At 73.6% G+C, this 19,567-nt stretch carries 17 protein-coding genes; 1 reads left to right on the forward strand and 16 read right to left on the reverse strand.

What is annotated here, in order from left to right; translation table 11 throughout:
- Positions 1-82: 82 nt before the first annotated feature.
- Positions 83-1,297, reverse strand: coding sequence for an MFS transporter (locus PKA89_RS12815; protein ID WP_324420025.1), 1,215 nt, complete (start codon positions 1,295-1,297; stop codon positions 83-85).
- A 144-nt stretch (positions 1,298-1,441) separates the two neighbouring features.
- On the opposite strand from PKA89_RS12815, the gene PKA89_RS12820 reads away from it, so the two are divergent.
- Positions 1,442-3,007 (forward strand): catalase, encoded by a 1,566-nt coding sequence (locus PKA89_RS12820; protein WP_324420027.1) that lies wholly within the window; start codon positions 1,442-1,444, stop codon positions 3,005-3,007.
- A 4-nt stretch (positions 3,008-3,011) separates the two neighbouring features.
- Here PKA89_RS12820 and PKA89_RS12825 read toward each other — a convergent pair whose 3' ends face one another.
- The 15 genes from PKA89_RS12825 to PKA89_RS12895 all read right to left on the reverse strand — a co-directional run bounded on the left by PKA89_RS12825 (position 3,012) and on the right by PKA89_RS12895 (position 19,424).
- Complete coding sequence (locus PKA89_RS12825) at positions 3,012-4,079, reverse strand: ATP-binding protein (protein WP_324420029.1); 1,068 nt, start codon at positions 4,077-4,079, stop codon at positions 3,012-3,014.
- 10 nt (positions 4,080-4,089) lie between these two features.
- Positions 4,090-4,899 (reverse strand): RNA methyltransferase, encoded by an 810-nt coding sequence (locus PKA89_RS12830; RefSeq protein WP_324420031.1) that lies wholly within the window; start codon positions 4,897-4,899, stop codon positions 4,090-4,092.
- Positions 4,900-4,910: 11 nt separating this feature from the next.
- Entirely contained in the window at positions 4,911-5,294 is a 384-nt protein-coding gene (gene rplT / locus PKA89_RS12835) for a 50S ribosomal protein L20 (RefSeq protein ID WP_324420033.1), read from the reverse strand.
- A gap of 47 nt (positions 5,295-5,341) precedes the next feature.
- The gene (rpmI, locus tag PKA89_RS12840; protein ID WP_324420035.1) at positions 5,342-5,536 is read right to left on the reverse strand and encodes a 50S ribosomal protein L35; all 195 of its coding nucleotides are present in this window, start codon (positions 5,534-5,536) and stop codon (positions 5,342-5,344) included.
- Between the two features lie 84 nt (positions 5,537-5,620).
- Positions 5,621-6,292 carry a translation initiation factor IF-3 gene (gene infC / locus PKA89_RS12845; RefSeq protein WP_324420038.1) on the reverse strand — a complete coding sequence of 224 codons (672 nt, stop codon included), beginning with the start codon at positions 6,290-6,292 and terminating at the stop codon, positions 5,621-5,623.
- 277 nt (positions 6,293-6,569) lie between these two features.
- Positions 6,570-7,310, reverse strand: coding sequence for an SseB family protein (locus tag PKA89_RS12850; protein WP_324420040.1), 741 nt, complete (start codon positions 7,308-7,310; stop codon positions 6,570-6,572).
- Entirely contained in the window at positions 7,307-8,044 is a 738-nt protein-coding gene (gene priA / locus PKA89_RS12855) for a bifunctional 1-(5-phosphoribosyl)-5-((5-phosphoribosylamino)methylideneamino)imidazole-4-carboxamide isomerase/phosphoribosylanthranilate isomerase PriA (protein WP_324420115.1), read from the reverse strand. The genes PKA89_RS12850 and priA overlap by 4 nt, the downstream gene beginning before the upstream one ends.
- A gap of 155 nt (positions 8,045-8,199) precedes the next feature.
- Positions 8,200-8,841, reverse strand: coding sequence for an imidazole glycerol phosphate synthase subunit HisH (gene hisH, locus PKA89_RS12860; protein ID WP_324420042.1), 642 nt, complete (start codon positions 8,839-8,841; stop codon positions 8,200-8,202).
- A complete protein-coding gene (locus PKA89_RS12865) occupies positions 8,838-9,497 on the reverse strand; it encodes a hypothetical protein (protein WP_324420044.1) in 660 nt (219 codons plus the stop codon). The genes hisH and PKA89_RS12865 overlap by 4 nt, the downstream gene beginning before the upstream one ends.
- 4 nt (positions 9,498-9,501) lie before the next feature.
- Entirely contained in the window at positions 9,502-10,116 is a 615-nt protein-coding gene (gene hisB, locus PKA89_RS12870; protein ID WP_324420046.1) for an imidazoleglycerol-phosphate dehydratase HisB, read from the reverse strand.
- Entirely contained in the window at positions 10,113-11,237 is a 1,125-nt protein-coding gene (locus PKA89_RS12875) for a histidinol-phosphate transaminase (RefSeq protein WP_324420048.1), read from the reverse strand. Before PKA89_RS12875 ends, hisB begins: the two co-directional genes overlap by 4 nt.
- Before the next feature lie 29 nt (positions 11,238-11,266).
- A complete protein-coding gene (hisD, locus tag PKA89_RS12880; RefSeq protein ID WP_324420050.1) occupies positions 11,267-12,616 on the reverse strand; it encodes a histidinol dehydrogenase in 1,350 nt (449 codons plus the stop codon).
- Between the two features lie 70 nt (positions 12,617-12,686).
- The gene (locus tag PKA89_RS12885) at positions 12,687-15,674 is read right to left on the reverse strand and encodes a bifunctional [glutamine synthetase] adenylyltransferase/[glutamine synthetase]-adenylyl-L-tyrosine phosphorylase (RefSeq protein WP_324420051.1); all 2,988 of its coding nucleotides are present in this window, start codon (positions 15,672-15,674) and stop codon (positions 12,687-12,689) included.
- A 10-nt stretch (positions 15,675-15,684) separates the two neighbouring features.
- Positions 15,685-17,022, reverse strand: coding sequence for a glutamine synthetase family protein (locus PKA89_RS12890; RefSeq protein ID WP_324420053.1), 1,338 nt, complete (start codon positions 17,020-17,022; stop codon positions 15,685-15,687).
- Positions 17,023-17,126: 104 nt separating this feature from the next.
- The gene (locus PKA89_RS12895) at positions 17,127-19,424 is read right to left on the reverse strand and encodes an immune inhibitor A domain-containing protein (RefSeq protein ID WP_324420055.1); all 2,298 of its coding nucleotides are present in this window, start codon (positions 19,422-19,424) and stop codon (positions 17,127-17,129) included.
- Between the last annotated feature and the right edge of the window lie 143 nt (positions 19,425-19,567).

Below are 19,567 nucleotides of genomic sequence, written 5' to 3' on the forward strand. Positions count from 1 at the left end.
CAGGACGCGCGCGACCCCGGGCCCGAGGGCCCGGTAAATCGGCGCGGAGCGGGGGTCACCCGGCACAGCGTACCCGCGCGGGTCACCGGGGCGCGGACTGGGCCTCGCGCAGCGCCTCGGCCGGGCTCGGGGGGCGCCGGCGCGGCCGCAGGGCGACGACGACGAGCACGACCGCCGCCCCGACGGCGGCGACGGCGAGGAAGCCGGAGGGCCCGCCCTGGTGGTCGGCGACGAACCCGGCGAGCGGTGCACCGACGGCACCACCCGCGGTCAGGGCCGAGGCGTGCCATCCCATCGCCTCGCCCCGGGCGTCCGGCGGGACGAGCTGGAGCGCCTCGTCGACGGTCGCCGTGATGGTCGGCGCACAGAGCAGTCCGGCGAGCAGCGCGAGGGCGGCGAGCTGGTGCACCGTCGTGACGAACGCCATCGGCGCGGTGACGAGCGCGAGGGCGAGCAGCAGCCAGCGGGCCGGGACCTCGCGCGACAGCGCACCGTACGCAAGGCCGCCGACGAGCGACCCGAGCCCCCACAGCACGATGACGAGGCTCAGCGACCGGACCGCACCGAGGTCGCGGCTCGTCGCGACGAACCCGAGGTCGGACCCGGCGAGGATGACCGCGGTCGCGACGACCATCGCGATCACCCCGAGGAACGGACCGCGCAGCCAGCGCGAGCGGTGCGCGTCGTGGGGGTGGTCCGGGTCGGAGTCGTGCCGCAGCGGCGGGTCGACGAGCCACAGCAGGAGGCCTGCGCCGAGCCCGAAGGCCTGCACGGAGAAGAGGACCCACGTCGTCGAGCCCTGCGCCGCCCACCACACCGCGAGCGCGGGGGCCACCATGAAGGTCAGCTCCATGACCGCGGAGTCGAGCGAGAGCGCGGTGCGACGGTCCTCCGCGGGGACCGCCGCGACGACCGCCTGCCGCAGGATCGAGGAGACCGGGACGACGAAGATGCCGGCCACCGTCGCGAGGGCGACGAGCGCCCAGTAGCCGACGAACGGCGCGGTGAGCCAGCACGCGCCGGAGACGAGGACGGAGGGCCCGACGACCGCCCGCAGCCCGTGCCGGTCGAGGAGCCGGCCGCGCCAGGGCCCGCCGACGGCGATGGCGATGGTGACGAACGCGCCGACGAGGCCCGCCCGGGCGTACCCCTGGCCGAGGGTCGTCACGACGTGGAGGGCGACGATGACCGGCGTCCCGAACATGGCGACCCGCGAGACCGACCCGAGGACCAGGGTGCGGCGCAGCGACGGCCGGGAGAGGACCCGCCGGTACGGCGCCAGGGTCACCGTCGTCACCCGCACACTCTCGCATCGGGACGGCACTCCCGCCATCCGAGCGCCGGACCCTCGACGGACCCCCGCGGAAGACCGTTCTCTTGACTCGTTCCAGACACGGTGCGAGGGTGGTCGGGACGGGGGACCACGAGCGAAGGAGACGCGATGACGACCGACCCGTACGCCCACCCCGAGGACCTCGGCACCCCCACCGGGTCGACGATGGCCAACGGTGCCCGCGCCGAGAGCGACGAGCACAGCCTCAGCCTGTCGCCGAACGGGCCGCTGATGCTCCACGACGTGCACCTGCTCGACACCCTGGCGCACTTCAACCGCGAGAACATCCCCGAGCGCAAGCCGCACGCCAAGGGCTCCGGGGCGTTCGGCACCTTCACCGTCACCCACGACATCACCCGCTACACGAAGGCCGCCGTCTTCCGGCCGGGGTCGAGCGTGCGCACCCTCGCCCGCTTCTCGACGGTGGCCGGCGAGCTCGGCTCCCCCGACACCTGGCGCGACGTGCGCGGGTTCTCGGTGCGCTTCTACACCGAGGACGGCAACTGGGACCTCGTCGGGAACAACACCCCGGTGTTCTTCCTCCGCGACCCGATGAAGTTCCCGCACTTCATCCGCAGCCAGAAGCGGCTGGCCGACTCCGGCCTGCGCGACGGCACGATGCAGTGGGACTTCTGGACCAACTCCCCCGAGTCGGCCCACCAGGTCACCTACCTCATGGGCGACCGCGGCCTGCCCCGCTCGTGGCGGCACATGAACGGCTACGGCTCGCACACCTATCTCATGAGCAACGAGGCCGGCGAGAAGCACTGGGTGAAGTTCCACTTCCACACCGAGCAGGGCGTCGAGAACCTCACCAACGAGGAGGCGGAGCGCATCTCCGGTGCCGACTCCGACTTCCACCGCCGCGACCTCTTCGAGGCGATCGAGCGTGGCGACCACCCGCGCTGGACGCTGTTCATCCAGGCGATGCCCTACGCGGACGCCAAGGACTACCGGTTCAACCCGTTCGACCTCACCAAGGTGTGGCCGCACTCGGACTACCCGCTGATCGAGGTCGGCACCTTCGAGCTCAACGAGAACCCGGTCAACCACTTCGCCCAGATCGAGCAGGCCGCGTTCGCGCCGAGCAACATCGTCCCGGGGATCGGGTTCTCCCCGGACAAGATGCTGCTGGCCCGCGTCTTCTCGTACGCCGACGCGCACCGGGCCCGGGTGGGGACCAACGCCCACCAGCTGCCGGTCAACCGGCCCCTGCCGGAGGTCGAGGAGCGGGCCAACCACCTCGTCTTCGACGGGGCGATGAACTACGAGGTCACGGGCGGCCCCACGTACATCCCGAACAGCATGGGCCGCGGGCACTCGACCTTCCAGGGGCCGGTCGCCGAGGGCTGGGAGGCCGACGGCGAGATGGTCCGGCAGGCCTACGTCCTCCACGCCGAGGACGACGACTGGACCCAGCCCGGGATGCTCGTCCGGGACGTGTTCGACGACGCCCAGCGCGACCGCTTCGTCGAGACCGTCGCCGGGGCCCTCGGCGGGGTGCGCGAGGACGTCCTCGAGCGCGCGTTCGTCTACTGGAGGAACGTCGACGAGGAGACCGGCAAGCGGATCGAGGAGCGGGTCCGCGCCGGCGGTGGTGACCCGGTCCCGGGCGCCCCGGACGAGGACAAGGCCGTCGTCGAGGAGCCGTTGACCGAGGGCGCGGCGCGCTGACCCGCTAGCCGACGTCGGGGAACGTGGCCCGGAGGCGTGCACCGCCTCCGGGTGCGTCCTCGACGACGACCTCTCCCCCGTGCGCCTCGACGAGGCCCCGCACGAGGTAGAGCCCGAGGCCCGTGCCGTGCTTGGCCCCGGCCTGCCAGAACCGTGAGAAGACGAGCTCGCGGTGCTGCGGGGCGATGCCGTCGCCGTCGTCGCTCACGACGACGTCGACCGCCGCCGGGCCGTCCCAGCGCGAGCGCTCGGCCGCGATCCGCACCTTGCCGCGCCCGTGCCGCAGGGCGTTGTCCACGAGGTTGGTCAGCACCTGCTCGAGGCGGTCCGGGTCGGCCCACACGACCTCCACGCCGTCCTCGACGTGCACCTCGAACTGCTCGCGCTCGGCGCCGGCCGCGACGCGGCGCTCGACCTGGCCGTCGAGGCGGGGCAGCACCGGCACCGGCTGGGCGTGGACGGTGAGCCGTCCGGTGCCGATCCGGGAGGTGTCGAGCAGCTCGGTGATCAACCGGGTCACCCGGTCGGCGTCGGCCTCGATCGTCTCGAGCATCAGCCGCTTCTGGTCGTCGGTGAAGCGGTCCCAGTTGCGCAGGAGGGTGCTGGAGAACCCCTTGACGCCGGTGAGCGGCGAGCGCAGCTCGTGGGCGACGGAGGTGAGCAGCGCGGCCGACTCCTGCTCGGCCCGGCGCCGGCCCTCGGCGTCGCGCAGGCCGAGCACGACCGAGACGACCGGGCCGCCGCGCGAGCGCCGGTTGTACCGGGCGGTGACGAGCAGCTCACGGCCGGACGGGAGGACGAGCAGCCGCTCGCGGTGCCCCGAGCGGGTCTCGAGCCCGTGCCACGGGTCGGTGAGCTCCCACCAGGAGTCGCCGCCGAGGTCCTGCAGCGGCAGCGCCTCGACGACGTCGCGGCCGATGACCTCGGCCGCGGGGAGGCCGGTGATGCGAGCCGCGCTGCTGTTCATGAACCGGACCGTGCGGTCGGGGCCGATGGCCGCGACGAGGCCGTCGGGGACGAACTCCAGCCCGTTCGCGGCGAGGTCGTCGGGGACGAGGTACCGCTCGGGCATGGGGCGCACGCTACCGCGCGGTGGGCCCGGGCCGAAGCACCCCCGCCGACGCGTAGAGGCAGATCGTCGCGGCCATCGCGAGGTTGAGGGACTCGGCGTGGCCGTGGATGGGGACCCGGACGACGTCGTCGCACAGCGCCGTGGTCTCCTCCGGCAGCCCCCACGCCTCGTTGCCCATGACCCAGCAGTGCGGTGCGGTGAGGTCGACCTCGGTGAGGTCGCTCGGGCCGGCGCCGTCCGCCGCGAGCGTGCGGACCCCGTGCTCGCGCAGGCTCGCGAGGGTGGTCGCCACGTCGAGGTCGGTGACGACGGGGAGGTGGAAGAGCGAGCCCGCGGTCGACCGGACGACCTTCGGGGAGAGGACGTCGACCGAGGCGTCGCTGACGAGCACCGCGTCGGCGCCGGCCGCGTCGGCCCCCCGGATGACGGTGCCGGCGTTGCCCGGGTCGCGGACGTGCGTGAGCAGGACGAGGAGGCGCGGTCGGCCGGCGAGGACCTGCGCCAGGGTCGCGGGCACGTCGTCGACGACCGCGAGGACCCCCTGCGGCGCCTCGGACTCCGCCATCGCGGCGAGCACCTCGGGGCTCACCTCGTGCACCCACAGCCGTTCCGCGCGGGCGGGGGCGACGATGTCGTCGGCGTAGCGCGCCGCGGCCTCGGGGGTGAGGTAGACGTCGCGCACGCGAGCGGGCGCGTGCCGCACCGCCTCGCGCACGCCCTGCGGTCCCTCGACGCAGAAGCGGCCGGTGCGCTGTCGCACCGACCGCTTCTGGAGCGAGCGGACCGCCTTGACCCGGTCGGACCGGGGGTTGGTCAGCACGCGGGGGTCGCTCAGGCGGAGGCCTTGGCGGGCTCGCGGGCCGGCTGGTTGGCCCTCGAGAGCTCGACGAGCGCGGCGAACGCGGCCTCGTCGTTGACCGCGAGCTCGGCGAGCATGCGGCGGTCGACCTCGACCTCGGCGGCCTTGAGGCCCTGGATGAAGCGGTTGTAGGTCATGCCGTTCGCCCGGGCCGCGGCGTTGATCCGCTGGATCCACAGGCGACGGAAGTCGCCCTTGCGCGCCCGGCGGTCGCGGTAGGCGTACCCGAGGCTGTGGGTGACCTGCTCCTTGGCCTTGCGGTAGAGCCGCGAGCGCTGACCGCGGTAGCCGCTGGCCCGCTCGAGGACGACCCGGCGCTTCTTCTGGGCGTTGACCGCCCGCTTCACGCGTGCCACGTGAGTTCTCCTTGCTCTGCTTCGTCAGTTCGTGGGGGTGGTTCGGCTCACTTGCCGAGGAGCTTCTTGATCTTCGGGGCGTCCGCCGGGGAGACGAGGACGTCCTTGGAGAGGCGACGGGCCTTCTGCGGGGTCTTCTCGTGGAACTTGTGCACGTGGCCGGCCTGCTCGCGCATGACCTTGCCCGAGCCGGTGACCCGGAAGCGCTTCTTGGTGCCGCTGTGCGTCTTGTTCTTCGGCATGGTGCCGATTCTCCTTGCGTCGGTGGTGCGTCGGGTGGTGGATGTCGGGGGCGGGCTCGGCCGGAGCCGGGCCCGCGGCGGGCCTCAGCCCGCGTCGGCGGTCTCCGCCGGGGCGGCGGTCTCGGCCGGGGCTGCGGTCTGCGTGGGGACCTCGTCGCCCGCCTCGGCGGCCGGCTGGCCGGCCTTGGCCTCGTCCCGCTTCTTGCGCTGCTCGGCCATCGCCTGCGCCTTCTTCTTGGTCGGCGCGAGGACCATGACCATGTTGCGGCCGTCCTGCTTCGGCTGGGACTCGACGGTGCCCAGCTCCTGGACGTCCTCCGCGAGGCGCTGCAGGAGCCGGAACCCGAGCTCGGGGCGGCTCTGCTCGCGACCGCGGAACATGATCGTGACCTTGACCTTGTCCCCGCCGTTGAGGAACCGGACGACGTGGCCCTTCTTGGTGCCGTAGTCGTGCGGGTCGATCTTCGGGCGGAGCTTGATCTCCTTGATGACCGTGTTGACCTGGTTCTTGCGTGCCTCACGGGCCTTCATGGCGGCTTCGTACTTGTACTTGCCGTAGTCCATGAGCTTGGCGACCGGGGGCTTGGCCATCGGCGCGACCTCGACGAGGTCGAGGTCCGCCTCCGCCGCGAGACGGAGGGCGTCCTCGACGCGGACGATGCCGACCTGCTCGCCGTTGGGGCCGACCAACCGCACCTCGGGGACCCGGATGCGGTCGTTGATGCGTGGCTCGCTGATGTGCTTCTCCTTCGTCACGTCCTGCCATCGGTGGCCGCCGGGGACGAGGAAGGCTCCTCGCACCGGGTGCCGAGGAGCCGTCGATTCCGACCGGCCCACCACGGGAGGCCGCGGCACGCCGGGGGCGCGCACGACATCTCGTCGCGGACCGGGAACCCGGCGACCCTGGGGTCGACGCGGGTGGAAGCGGGGCTTCTCTTGCACACCACCCCGGAGCGGGGCGGTCGGTCAGCGCACAAGGCTACCAGCAGCCCCCACCGACCCGAAATCGTCGACGGGTAGGGGCCCCGTCCGGTCAGACGATGCGGAAGGCGAGGCCGTCGACCCGGGCCCGCAGCTCGCCGTCGGTGGCGAGCCGCTCCCCCACCCGGGTGGCGACCTCCCGGACCGCATCCGGGTCTAGCCCGGGGCGCAGGGTGAGGACGACCCCGAGGACGCCCTCGCCGGCCGGCCGCCCCTCCTCGAGCTCGTGGTCCACGACGTCGGGCTCCTCGGCGACGGCCGCCGCGACCGACCGGGCGACGAAGGGGTCGGTGGGCGCCGCGACCCAGGCCCGCTCCTGGGCGAGGGCCCAGAGCATCGACGGCCGCAGGACCCGGGTCGCCGGGCCGGCGACGTCGAGGACGAGGACGTCGCACCCCTCGGAGACGGCCGCCTGCGCCGCGCGCGCCGCCGTGACCGGCACCGGCCGGGCGGCGGGGTCCCACGCGGCGAGGCTGTCCGCGCCGGTGAAGACGGGCAGGGCGCGTCGGCCGTCGGGGGCGACGAGCGTGACCGCGGCCATGTCGACGCTCTTCTCGACGGTGTGCTCGCCGCTGTCGTCGAGCTCGCCGGGCTCGGCGACGACGGGGACGAGGAGCCGCGCGGCGGCGACGGCCGCCACGAGTCCGGCGTCGTCGCAGGGGTCGGCGAGGAGGGCGCGCAGCGCGGGGTCGGCCCGGCCGGTGTCGGTCTCGAAGCCGGAGGGGCTCAGCTCGCGGCGCCGCCACGGGGTGCCGGCGGAGTCGGTCGGCTCCGGGTCCGACGACGCGGTCACGGGCGACCGGCCACGTCGAGCGCCTCCGGCAGGGTGAACGCGCCGCGGTAGAGCGCGGAGCCGACGATCGCGCCCTCGACGCCCTCGCCGACGAGCGCGCGCACGGCGGCGACGTCCTCGAGGGTCGAGATGCCGCCGGACGCGACGACCGGGCGGTCGGTGCGGGCGCAGACCTCGCGCAGCAGCCCGACGTTGGGGCCCTTCATCATCCCGTCCTTGGCGACGTCGGTGACGACGTAGCGGGCGCATCCCTCGCGGTCGAGCCGCTCGAGGGTCTCCCAGAGGTCGCCCCCCTCGCTCGTCCACCCGCGCGCGGCGAGCGTCGTGCCGCGGACGTCGAGGCCGATGGCTACCCGGTCGCCGTGCTCGGCGATCGCGCGGGCGGTCCAGGCCGGGTCCTCGAGGGCGGCGGTGCCGATGTTGACGCGGCGGCAGCCGGTCGCGAGCGCGCGGGCCAACGACTCCTCGTCACGGATGCCACCGCTCATCTCGACGTCGATGTCGAGCCGCCCGACGATCTCGGCGAGCAGCGTGGCGTTCGTCCCACGCCCGAACGCGGCGTCGAGGTCGACGAGGTGGAGCCACTCGGCGCCCTGCTCCTGCCAGCGCAGGGCCGCCTCGACGGGGTCGCCGAACTCGCCGCCGCTGCCGGCGACGCCCTGGACGAGCTGGACGGCGCGCCCCTCGACGACGTCGACGGCGGGCAGCAGCTCGAGGGGGGGCCGGTCGCTAATGGAGCCCAGTCTGCCGGGCACGCCGGTGAGCCCGCTCACCCGGTCCACCCGCCTCACGTCACGCAGGTATCGGGTGACCCGATAACGCTGCGCCTCACCCCGGAACGGTTCCCGGGTGGAGCGCGGTCGTATCGGGTCACCCGATACGCGTGGGGTCAGAGGGAGCGGACCCAGTTCTCGAGGAGCGCCAGGCCGGCGTCGCCGGACTTCTCGGGGTGGAACTGGGTCGCCGCCAGCGGGCCGTTCTCGACCGCGGCGACGAACCGCTCGCCGTGCTCGGCCCAGACCACCCGCGGCGCGACCGCGGCGAAGGTGGCGTCGGGGGGCGCCAGCTCCCAGGAGTGCACCGCGTACGAGTGCACGAAGTAGAACCGCTCGTGCTCGATGCCCGCGAACAGCGTGCTGCCGGACGGCACCTCCACCGGCGACCAGCCCATGTGGGGGACCACCGGCGCCCGCAGCCGCGACACGGTGCCGGGCCACTCCCCCACGCCGGCGACCGGGGCGGCGCTCGGCTCGGTCGAGCCCTCGAACATCACCTGCATGCCGACGCAGACCCCGAGGACCGGCCGTCCGCCGGCGAGGCGGCGGTCGATGACGAACGGCCCGTCGGCGGCGGCGAGCCCGGCCATGCACGCGTGGAAGTTGCCGACCCCGGGCACGAAGAGGCCGTCGGCGGCGAGCGCGACGGCGCGGTCGGCGGTCAGGGTGACGGTCGCGCCGACGTGCTCGAGCGCGCGCACGGCGGAGCGGACGTTCCCGCTGCCGTAGTCGAGGACGACGACGTCGGGGCTCACCGCACCCCCCGGGCGTCGTCGGGCGGCGGACCGCCCCACGCGGCCTCCCACTCGGCGCGGTGCTGGGCCTCGTCGGCGACGAGGCGGTCGAAGGCGATGACGCCGCGGGCGGACGGCTCGACGTCGCTGGCGCCGGGGCAGTCGCCCCGGACGAGGAGGTCCTCGCCGGGCAGGCCGAGCATCCCGAGGACGGTGACGAGCACGTCGAGGGGCTCGCCGTCGCCGGAGCGCAGGACACCCGCGACGTCGTCGACGCGGCCGGCTCCCCCGGCGGCCGCCGCGAGGCGCGGGAGCCCGAGCCGCGGCAGCGACGGCGTCTCGACGACGCCGGCCCGCGGCTGCCAGACGAGCCAGTGCTGGGCGTGCCGGACCCCGGACGGCTGGAGGGTGATGACCGCGCGGCCGCCGACGTCGAAGAACCCGATGGCCGGGCGGCCGCCTCGCGGCACCGGCCGGGCGGCGAGGACCTCGAGACCGACGTCGTAGGGCGCCGCGCTGCGGGCGAGGTCCTCGGCCACCGTGACACCCGTCCAGCGGCCGAGGGGCGCCATCGTCGCCGCGACGAGCCCGCGGCGCAGCCACCGGCCGACCGCCGTGGGTGACCGGCGCACGAGGAGCAGGCCGTGCCCCGTGCCCGAGCGCGCGTCGCCGGCCACGGGGTTAGAGCGCGCCCTTCGCGCTCGGGACGCCCTCGACGCGCGGGTCGCGGGCGACGGCGGCGCGCAGCGCGCGGGCCAGCGCCTTGAACTGGGCCTCGACGACGTGGTGCGGGTCGCGGCCGGAGAGGACGCGGACGTGGAGGGCGACCTGCGCGTGGAAGGCGAAGGACTCGAGGACGTGCCGCGTCAGGGACCCGACGTAGTGCCCGCCGATGACGACGTACTGCTGGCCCTCCGGCTCGCCCTCGTGGACGACGTACGGACGGCCCGCGACGTCGACGACGGCCTGGACCAGGGCCTCGTCGAGCGGGACGGTGGCGTCGCCGAAACGGGCGATGCCGCGCTTGTCGCCGAGCGCCTCGCGGACCGCCTGGCCGAGGACGATCGCGACGTCCTCGACCGTGTGGTGGGCGTCGACGTCGGTGTCGCCGTCGGCGGAGACCGTGAGGTCGACGAGCGAGTGCTTCGCGAGCGAGAGGAGCATGTGGTCGTAGAACGGCACCCCGGTGCTCACCTCGCCGCGGCCGGTGCCGTCGAGGTCGACGCTCACCTCGACGGTGCTCTCGGACGTGGCCCGGCGCACCGTGGCGGTGCGGTGGGTCGGCGCGGTGCTCACGAGGCTGCTCCAGCGTGGGTGGGGACGAGGGCGGCGAGGGCGTCGAGGAAGGCCGTGGTCTCCTCGGGTGTCCCCGCCGTGACACGAAGATAGTGCGGAATGCCGACGTCACGGACGAGGACGCCCCGCTCGAGCAGCGCCTGCCACGTCGCGTGGCTGTCGGCCAGGCCCCCGAAGAGGACGAAGTTGGCGTCGCTCGGGACCGGCTCCAGGCCCATCCGGGTGAGCGCGTCGACGATGCGGTCGCGCTGCTCCTTGACGACGCCGACGGTCTCGAGCATGAGGTCGGCGTGGGCGAGGGCGGCCCGGGCCACCGCCTGCGTCGGCGTCGAGAGGTGGTAGGGCATCCGGACGAGGCGCAGCGCGTCGACGAGCGCCGGGGCGGCGGCGAGGTAGCCGAGGCGGCCGCCGGCGAGCGCGAAGGCCTTGCTCATCGTGCGCGTGACGACGAGCCGCGGCCGGCCGGCGAGCAGGGTGAGGGCCGAGGGCGTGCCGGGCCGCGCGAACTCGGCGTAGGCCTCGTCGACGACGACGAGCCCCGTGGTCGCGTCGTGGACGGCCTCGACGACGTCGAGCCCGAGGGCGGTGCCGGTCGGGTTGTTCGGCGAGCAGAGGAGGACGACGTCGGGGCGGTGCTCGCGGACCTGGGCGACGGCGGAGGTCGCGTCGAGGTCGAAGGCCCCGTCGCCGGCGACGCCACGCATCCCGTCGACCCACGTCGTGCCGGTCGTCGTCGCGATGATCGGGTGCATCGAGTAGGCGGGCGTGAAGCCGACCGCCACCCGGCCGGGGCCCCCGAACGCCTGGAGCAGGTGGAGGAGCACCTCGTTCGACCCGTTGCCCGCCCACACCTGCGCCGCGTCCACCGGCGTGCCGCCGCGCGAGAGGTAGGCCGCCAGGTCGGTGCGCAGCGCGGTGAACTCGCGGTCCGGGTACCGGTTGAGGCCGGCCGCGGCCTCGGCGACCGCGCGCGTCATCGCCTCGACGACGACGGCGGGCACCGGGTAGGAGTTCTCGTTCGTGTTGAGCGCGACCGGCACCGCCAGCTGTGGCGCGCCGTAGGCGGTCCGACCCCGAAGGTCGGGACGCAGCATCGCCTCGATCGTCGCGCGCGGGTCCATGCGGCGAGTCTAGGAGCCGATCCTCCGCGTCAGGCGCCGGGTTCGACCTCCGGGACCCGGGCGAGGACGGCCTCGCCGTGCGCCGGCAGGTCCTCGGCGCGCGCGAGCGTGACCACGTGGCCGCCGACGTCGCGCAGCGCGTCCTGCGAGTACTCGACGACGTGGATGCCGCGCAGGAACGACTGCACCGAAAGGCCGCTGCTGTGCGCCGCGCAGCCCCCGGTGGGAAGCACGTGGTTGGACCCGGCGCAGTAGTCGCCGAGGCTCACCGGGGCCCACGTGCCGACGAACACGGCACCGGCGTTGCGCACCCCCGCCGCGACCGTCGACGCGTCGGCCGTGTGGATCTCGAGGTGCTCGGCCCCGTAGGCGTTGACCACGTCGAGGCCGACCTCGACGTCGTCGACGAGGACGACGGCCGACTGGCGGCCGGCCAGCGCCTCGGCGACGCGCTCGGTGTGCTTCGTCGCCGCCACCCGACGGACCAGGGCGTCCTCGACCGCGGCGGCGAGCTCGGGGCTGTCGGTGACGAGCACCGCCGCCGCGAGGGGGTCGTGCTCGGCCTGCGAGACGAGGTCGGCGGCGACGTGCTCGGGGTCGGCGGTGGCGTCGGCGAGCACCGCGATCTCGGTCGGGCCCGCCTCGGCGTCGATGCCGACGACGCCCTTGAGCAGCCGCTTGGCCGCCGTGACGTAGATGTTGCCGGGACCGGTGACGAGCGAGACCGGCTCGCAGACCGTGCCGTCCTCCTCGTACCCGTAGGCGAAGGCGGCGACGGCCTGGGCCCCGCCGACGGCGTGGACCTCCTCGACGCCGAGCAGCGCGCACGCGGCGAGGACGGTCGGGTGCGGCCACCCGCCGTGGTCGCGCTGCGGCGGGCTGGCGACGGCCAGGCTCGCGACGCCGGCCGCCTGCGCCGGGACGACGTTCATCACCACGCTGCTCGGGTAGACGGCCCGGCCGCCGGGGACGTAGAGACCCACCCGGTCGACGGGGACCCACCGCTCGGTGACGACGCCGCCGTCGACCACCTCCGTGCGGCCGTCGGTGCGCCGCTGGTCCTCGTGGACGAGCCGGGCCCGGCGGATGGACTCCTCGAGCCCGGCACGGACCGCGGGGTCGAGGTGGTCGAGCGCGGACGCGAGCACCTCGGCCGGCACCCGCAGCGCGGGCGGACGGATGCCGTCGAACCGCTCGGCCGCGTCGTGGAGCGCGGCGGCGCCGCGGTCGCGGACGTCCTCGACGACCGGACGCACGGCGGCGAGGGCGGCCTCGACGTCGAACTCGGCCCGGGGCAGGGCGGCGCGCAGCTCACGCAGGCCGGGGCGACGCCCCCGCAGGTCGAGCCGCGGGATGACTCGGGTCGTGCTCTCGGGCATGGCCGCCAGTCTAGGTTCGGGCGGCACGACCACGTGCCGCGGTGCCGACGGTCGGGCCACGGCCCCGCAGTCAGTCGTCGAAGAACTCGGCCTCGAAGGCGGCCCGCGCCCGCCGGGCCACCCGTCGGTACCGCTCGGCGAGGTCCTGGGCGGTCCCCGACTCCATCCCGATGATGCGGGCCACGCCGTCGGCGTCGCGGTCGTAGGTGGGCACCGAGTCGACCGACTTGCCCCGGAAGAGCACGCCGGCGTTCCGCATCGCCGTCGCCAGCCGCCACGACGCGGCGAGGGCCGACGCGTGCTCGGCGTCGACCAGCCCGAGCCCGGCCGCGGCGTCGAGGGCCACGAGGGTCGAGGGCGTGCGCAGCTCGGGGTGCCGCCCCGCATGCCTCAGCTGGACGAGCTGGACGACCCACTCGACGTCCGAGAGACCACCGTGGCCGAGCTTGAAGTGCGTCTTGCGGTCCGCGCCCCGCGGCAGCCGCTCGGCCTCCATCCGCGCCTTGAGCGTGCGGATCTCGCGGACCTGGCCGGCGTCGAGGCCGCCCTCCGGCCAGCGGATCGGCTCGATCAGCGCGAGGAACCGTTCGCCGAGCCCCGGGTCGCCCGCGACGGGGGTGGCGCGCAGCAGCGCCTGCGCCTCCCACACGAGGGACCAGCGGGCGTAGTACTCGCGGTAGGAGGCGAGCGAGCGCACGAGCGGGCCGTTCTTGCCCTCCGGGCGCAGCGCGGCGTCGACGTCGAGGACCGGGTCGGGGCCGGTGCGGCCGAGGAGCGCGATGAGCCGCCTGACGACCTCCATCGCCTGCGCCTGCGCCGCGCCGTCCTCCGCGCCCGGCACCGGCTCGTGGACGAAGAGCACGTCGGCGTCCGAGCCGTAGCCCTGCTCGCGGCCCCCGAGCCGGCCCATCCCGATGACGGCGACGTCGGTCAGCGGCTCCGCGCCGCCGGCGACCTCGCGCACGCACACCTCGAGGGCCAGCTCGAGGAGGGCCGAGGTGAGGTCGGTCATCGCCTCCCCGAGCTCGCTCGGGCCGAGGAGCCCGGCGAGGTCGGCGACGGCGATGCGGAACAGCTCGGAGCGGCGGATCGTGCGCGCGGCGAGCACCGCCGCCTCGGCGTCGTCCTTGCGTCCGGCCGCGGAGCGCATCCGGCGCAGCACGTCCTCGCGCGAGCGCGGGGTGAGGCCGGCGGAGTCGCCGAGGAACTGGACGCACTCCGGCGCCTGCTCGAGCAGCGCCGCGGCGTACCGGCTGCGGGCGAGGGTGTGGGCGAGCCGTTCCGCCGCCGAGCCCTCGTCGCGCAGCAGCCGCAGGTACCAGTGCGTCGAGCCGAGCTCCTCACTGATCTTGCGGAACGCCAGCAGCCCGGCGTCGGGGTCGGCCTCGTCGGCGAACCACCCGAGCATCACCGGCAGGAGCTGGCGCTGGATGGCCGAGCGCCGGCTCACTCCACCGGTCAATGCCTCGAGGTGTCGCAGGGCACCGGCGGGGTCACGGAAGCCCAACGCGGACAACCGTTCCCGAGCGGCCTCGGGGGTGAGTCGCACGTCCTGGTCCGAGAGCCGGGCGACGGCCGAGAGCAGGGGCCGGTAGAAGATGCGCTCGTGCAGCCGGCGGACCTCCCGGCGGCGGGCCCGCCACTGCTCCTGGACCGCCTCCGCCGGCGACGCCCGGTGCCCCATCGCCCGGCCGAGCCGGCGCAGGTCGGCCTCGGCGGTCGGCATGAGGTGGGTCCGGCGCAGCCGCTGCAGCTGGATGCGGTGCTCGAGGGCCCGTAGGGAGCGGTAGGCGGTCTCGAGCGTCGCGGCGTCCTCGCGTCCGACGTAGCCGCCGGCGGACAGGGCGGCGAGCCCCTCGAGCGTCGTCGCCGTGCGCAGCGACTCGTCGGCGCGGCCGTGGACGAGCTGGAGCAGCTGGACGGAGAACTCGACGTCGCGCAGGCCCCCGGCACCGAGCTTGATCTGCCGCTCCGCCTCGGCCTTGGGGATGTGCTCCTCGACGCGTCGGCGCATGGCCTGCACGTCCGCGACGAAGTTCTCGCGGCTGGAGGCCTGCCAGACCATCGGCTGCACGGCGTCGCAGTAGGCCGCCCCGACCTCGGCGTCGCCGGCGACCGGACGGGCCTTGAGCAGGGCCTGGAACTCCCACGTCTTGGCCCAGCGCTCGTAGTACGCCCGGTGGCTCGCGACGGTCCGCACGAGCGGGCCGTTCTTGCCCTCGGGGCGCAGCGCGGGGTCGACCTGCCACAGCGACCCCGCCCCGGTCGAGGCCGAGCAGAGCCGCATGAGGCGGGTGGCGAGGTCGGTGGCCACGGCGATCGCCTCCTCCTCGGGCACGCCGTCGGCCGGCTCCGCGACGAAGATGACGTCGACGTCCGAGATGTAGTTCAGCTCGCGCCCACCGGTCTTGCCCATCGCCACGACGGCGAGGCGGGTGCGGTCGGCCTCCTCCCCCACCTCCTCACCGGCGACCCGGAGCGCGGCCTCGAGGGCCGCGGCCGCGAGGTCGGCGAGCGCCTCGGCGGTGGCCGGCAGCACCTCGAGCGGGTCCTCGGCGGTCAGGTCGAGGGCGGCGATGCCGAGCAGCTGCTCGCGGTAGCCGATGCGCAGCGCGTCGGCGGGCGTCAGCTCCCCCGGGGTCCGGACCGCCGCGACGAGGCGCTCGCGCCGCCGCTCGGCGGCGACCGGCGCCGCCGCGGTGACCGCCCGCCAGTGCTCGGGATGGGCCACGAGGTGGTCGGCGGGGGCGCGGGGGGCGCGGGGCGGGGGGGGGGGGGGGGCGCGCGCCAGGGGGTCGTCCGTGAGCGCCGACCCCTCCTCCTCGCGCAGGCCGGCCTCCCCCACCGCCTCGAGCACGCGCACCAGCCCGAGCAGCGCGGCGTCGGGGTCGGCGGTGCGCGAGAGGGCCTCGCTCAGCCCGCCGGCCTCGATCCGGTGGGGGTCACCGGCCAACCCCTCGAGGACGGGGTCGTCGAGCAGGCCGGCAGCCCGCCGGGGGTCGGCGAAGCCCAGCCGGGCGATGCCGGCCGGGACCGACTCCGGGGCGCGCGAGCTCACGGGCCGCCCGTCAGAGCGCCGGCAGGTAGCGCTCGAGCTCGAAGGCCGTCACCTGGTTGCGGTAGTCGGCCCACTCGGACCGCTTGTTGCGCAGGAAGAAGTCGAAGGTGTGCTCGCCGAGGGTCTCGGCGACGAGCTCGCTGGACTCCATCACCTCGATGGCCTCGGACAGGCTGGCCGGGAGCGGCTGGATGCCCATCGCCCGGCGCTCGGCGTCGGTGAGGCTCCAGACGTCGTCCTCGGTCTCCGGGGGCAGGTCGTACCCCTCCTCGATGCCCTTGAGCCCGGCGGCGAGGAGGACGGCGAAGGTGAGGTAGGGGTTGCACGCGGTGTCGATGCTGCGGACCTCGACCCGCGTGCTCTGGCCCTTGTCCGGCTTGTACATCGGCACCCGGACCAGCGCCGAGCGGTTGTTGTGCCCCCAGGTGAGGTGCGCCGGCGCCTCGCCGCCACCCCAGAGCCGCTTGTAGCTGTTGACCCACTGGTTGGTGACGGCCGCGGTCTCGGCGCCGTGGTGCAGCAGGCCGGCGATGAACTGCCGCCCGACCTTCGAGAGCTGGTAGGGCGCTCCCGGCTCGTGGAAGGCGTTCGTGTCGCCCTCGAAGAGCGACATGTGCGTGTGCATCCCGGAGCCGGGGTGCTCGGCGAAGGGCTTGGGCATGAACGAGGCGTAGATGCCCTGCTCGAGCGCCACCTCCTTGACCACGGTGCGGAAGGTCATGATGTTGTCGGCGGTGGTCAGGGCGTCGGCGTAGCGCAGGTCGATCTCGTTCTGCCCCGGCGCCGCCTCGTGGTGGCTGAACTCGACGGAGATGCCCATCTCCTCGAGCATCGTGATCGCCGCGCGGCGGAAGTCGGCGCTCGAGCCGTGGGGCGTGTGGTCGAAGTAGCCGGAGGTGTCGATCGGCGTCGGGCTCTGCCCGGGCACCCAGCCCTGCTTGAGGAGGAAGAACTCGATCTCGGGGTGGGTGTAGAAGGTGAAGCCCATGTCGGCGGCCTTGGCCAGCGAGCGCTGGAGGACGTGGCGGGGGTCGGCCATGCTCGGGGTGCCGTCGGGGAGGGTGATGTCGCAGAACATCCGGGCCGTGCCGTTGCTCTCGCCACGCCACGGGAGCACCTGGAAGGTGGCCGGGTCGGGCTTGGCGAGCATGTCGGACTCGTAGACGCGGGCGAAGCCCTCGATGACCGAGCCGTCGAACCCGATGCCCTCGGCGAAGGCTCCCTCGAGCTCGGCCGGGGCGACGGCCACCGACTTCAGGGTGCCGAGGACGTCGGTGAACCACAGCCGGACGAACCGGATGTCGCGCTCTTCGATGGTGCGGAGGACGAACTCCTGCTGACGGTCCATGCCGAGCATCCTGCCGCATCCGTGTGTCGTCCGCGTGACGCGACGCAGAAGGGGCCCGGGCTCTCGCCCGGGCCCCCTCCGTGGTGGAGCAGGTGCTGCTCAGGTCACTTGAAGGCGACCTTGACCATCAGCGTGCGGCCACCGTTCTTCGCCTTCTTGACGGTCATCGTCGTCCCGGAGCCCGCGACCTTGGTCGAGTTCCACGGGTTGAGCGAGGACCAGTACTTCGCCGGGTTGCTGTCGTCGAAGGTCGGGATGCCCTTGCTGGACGGGACCGTCGACGGCGAGCCGTTCTTGTGGAACGTGACCCGGTCGGTGCGCTCGAGGCCGAAGGTGGCGTCGAACGGCTGGCGGCGGTTGCCGAGGAGGGTGCCGTCGGCGAACATCACCGGCGCGGGACGCGCGTCGACCGGGAGGACCAGGCCGCCGCCCGGGTGGGCGCTGGTGTTGTTGTCGGCGAACTCACCGTTGGCGAACCAGACGAGCATCCCGTTCTGGTAGGGGAAGCGCTCCACCCAGTCCGGGCGCGTGTTGCTCCAGCCGAAGTTGTACGGACCCGTCTTGAGGGTCTTGTCGTACCCGCTGTAGGTGCGGTTCTCGGCCAGGTACATGTCCTGGACCTGACGGGTGGTGGTGCCGTTGATGATCTCGAAGCCACCGGCGGCCGTCCAGGCGCCGGCGCCCGACTCGACGTCGTCCGTGGTGGAGGTGCCGCCCACGGTCGTCGTGATGTCGTCGATGAAGGCCTCGCTGGCCACGCCACCGTCGGTCGACATCCGGAAGCGGAACTTGACCGCCTGGCCGGCGTACGGGGTGAGGTCCCAGTCGAAGGACTTCCACGCCAGGGCGCTGTCGGTGTCACCGTCGGCCGAGCCGTCGATGCCGTCGCCGACCGGGGTCCAGGTGGAGCCGCCGTCGGTCGAGACCTCGCCGTACAGGTAGTCGTAGTCGACCTCGATGTTGCCCGAGACGAACGCGCTGACCTTGCCCGACGTGGCGCCGGTGAGGTCGACGTCCTTGGTCAGGGTCGAGGACAGGTCGTTGCCGAGCCCGGTCCACCACTCACCCTGGCCGGAGTGCGGCGTGTTCTTCTTCGTCACCACGGTGCGCTTGGGCAGCGGGACGATGATCGCCTGCGCCTCGCTCGCGGTCACCTTGTCGGCGGAGCCGAGCTTGACCGTCGTGTCCTGGCCGTAGGGGACGACCTGCGGGTCGAGCCAGCCGAGCTGGAGCTTCTCCCAGGCGCCCATGTAGCCGGGCGTCGTGCCGATCGAGTCCTTGCCGTGGTTGAGCCACGAGCCACCGGACATGAGCGTCCAGAAGCCGGTGCCGTTGTCGCCACCCGCGGTGTCGTAGAGGTCCGGCAGACCGAGGTCGTGGCCGAACTCGTGGGCGAAGACACCGAGGCCGCCGTTCTCGGGCTCGGTCGTGTAGTCACCGATCCACATCCCGGAGTTGCCGAGCGGCACGCCACCGAGCTTGTTGCCCTCGGGGCCGGTCTTGCCCTGGTCGGTCGAGTAGGCGTACCAGCGGTGCGACCAGATGGCGTCCTCGCCCTGCGCACCGCCGCCGGCCTCCTCGCCCTCACCGGCGTGGATGGCCTGGAAGTGGTCGATGTAGCCGTCGGGCTCGTTGAAGTTGCCGTCGCCGTCGTAGTCGTAGCGGTCGACCTTGTCGAACTGCGCGAGGTACTTCTTGATCTGCTTGTCGGTCTTGCCCTGGGCCTTCTGGTCGTCGTACCACGCCTGCGCGGTGTCCTTGACGAAGGGCCAGTAGGTGCTGGCGTCCGAGTACTTGTTCGAGCCGTAGCGGGCCTCGTTGTAGGGGACCTTGACCCAGTCGGAGACGTCACCCTTGGCGAGGAAGCGGCCGTTGGACTGCTTGAGGTAGAAGTCCTTGAACGACTCACCGCTGCCGAACATCATGTCGAGGTAGTGCTGGCGGTTGAAGTCCTTGAGCCAGTACGTCGAGTTGTCCTGCTTGCGGTTCGGCTCGGGGATCTGGTTGTGCACCGGGCCGGCGGTGCCGCCGGTCGCCGGGTTGACCTTGTCACCGAAGTCGACGAGGACCGTGAAGATGTCCTCCTCGCGGTCGACCGGGTAGTTGACGTACTTCGTCTTCCCGTCGCCCTTGCCCTTGCGGTTCTTGTCGCCCTTCTTGCTCTTGACCTCGATCACGCGGTTGCCGTTGATCGTCTTGGTCGTGGCCTTGCCGTTGACGAGCTGCTGGATCGCGTCCTGGCGCAGCTCGGCCTGGGCCTCGGCGAGCGGGTTGGGCAGGTTGTCGTGCTTCTTCGCGGTGCTCTTCTCCGGGGTGTCCGGACCGGCGGGAACCGCCTGCGCCGTGCTCGGGGCGAGCGTCAGGGCGAGGGCCGCCGCTGCCACCCCCGACACAACGGTCACGTGTCGTCTCTTCACGAGATCTCCTCCATGGGTGTCCGCCCCTCGTCCTGTCAGCGCGGGGCATCGTGGACGAAACCACAGAAACCACTCAGGATCGAGGGTCCGGCCGACGGATTTTCGGCCGCTGCGCCCGGAGACGCACG

The sequence above is a fragment of the Phycicoccus sp. genome (genome assembly GCF_035325325.1).
GTDB lineage: Bacteria > Actinomycetota > Actinomycetes > Actinomycetales > Dermatophilaceae > Phycicoccus.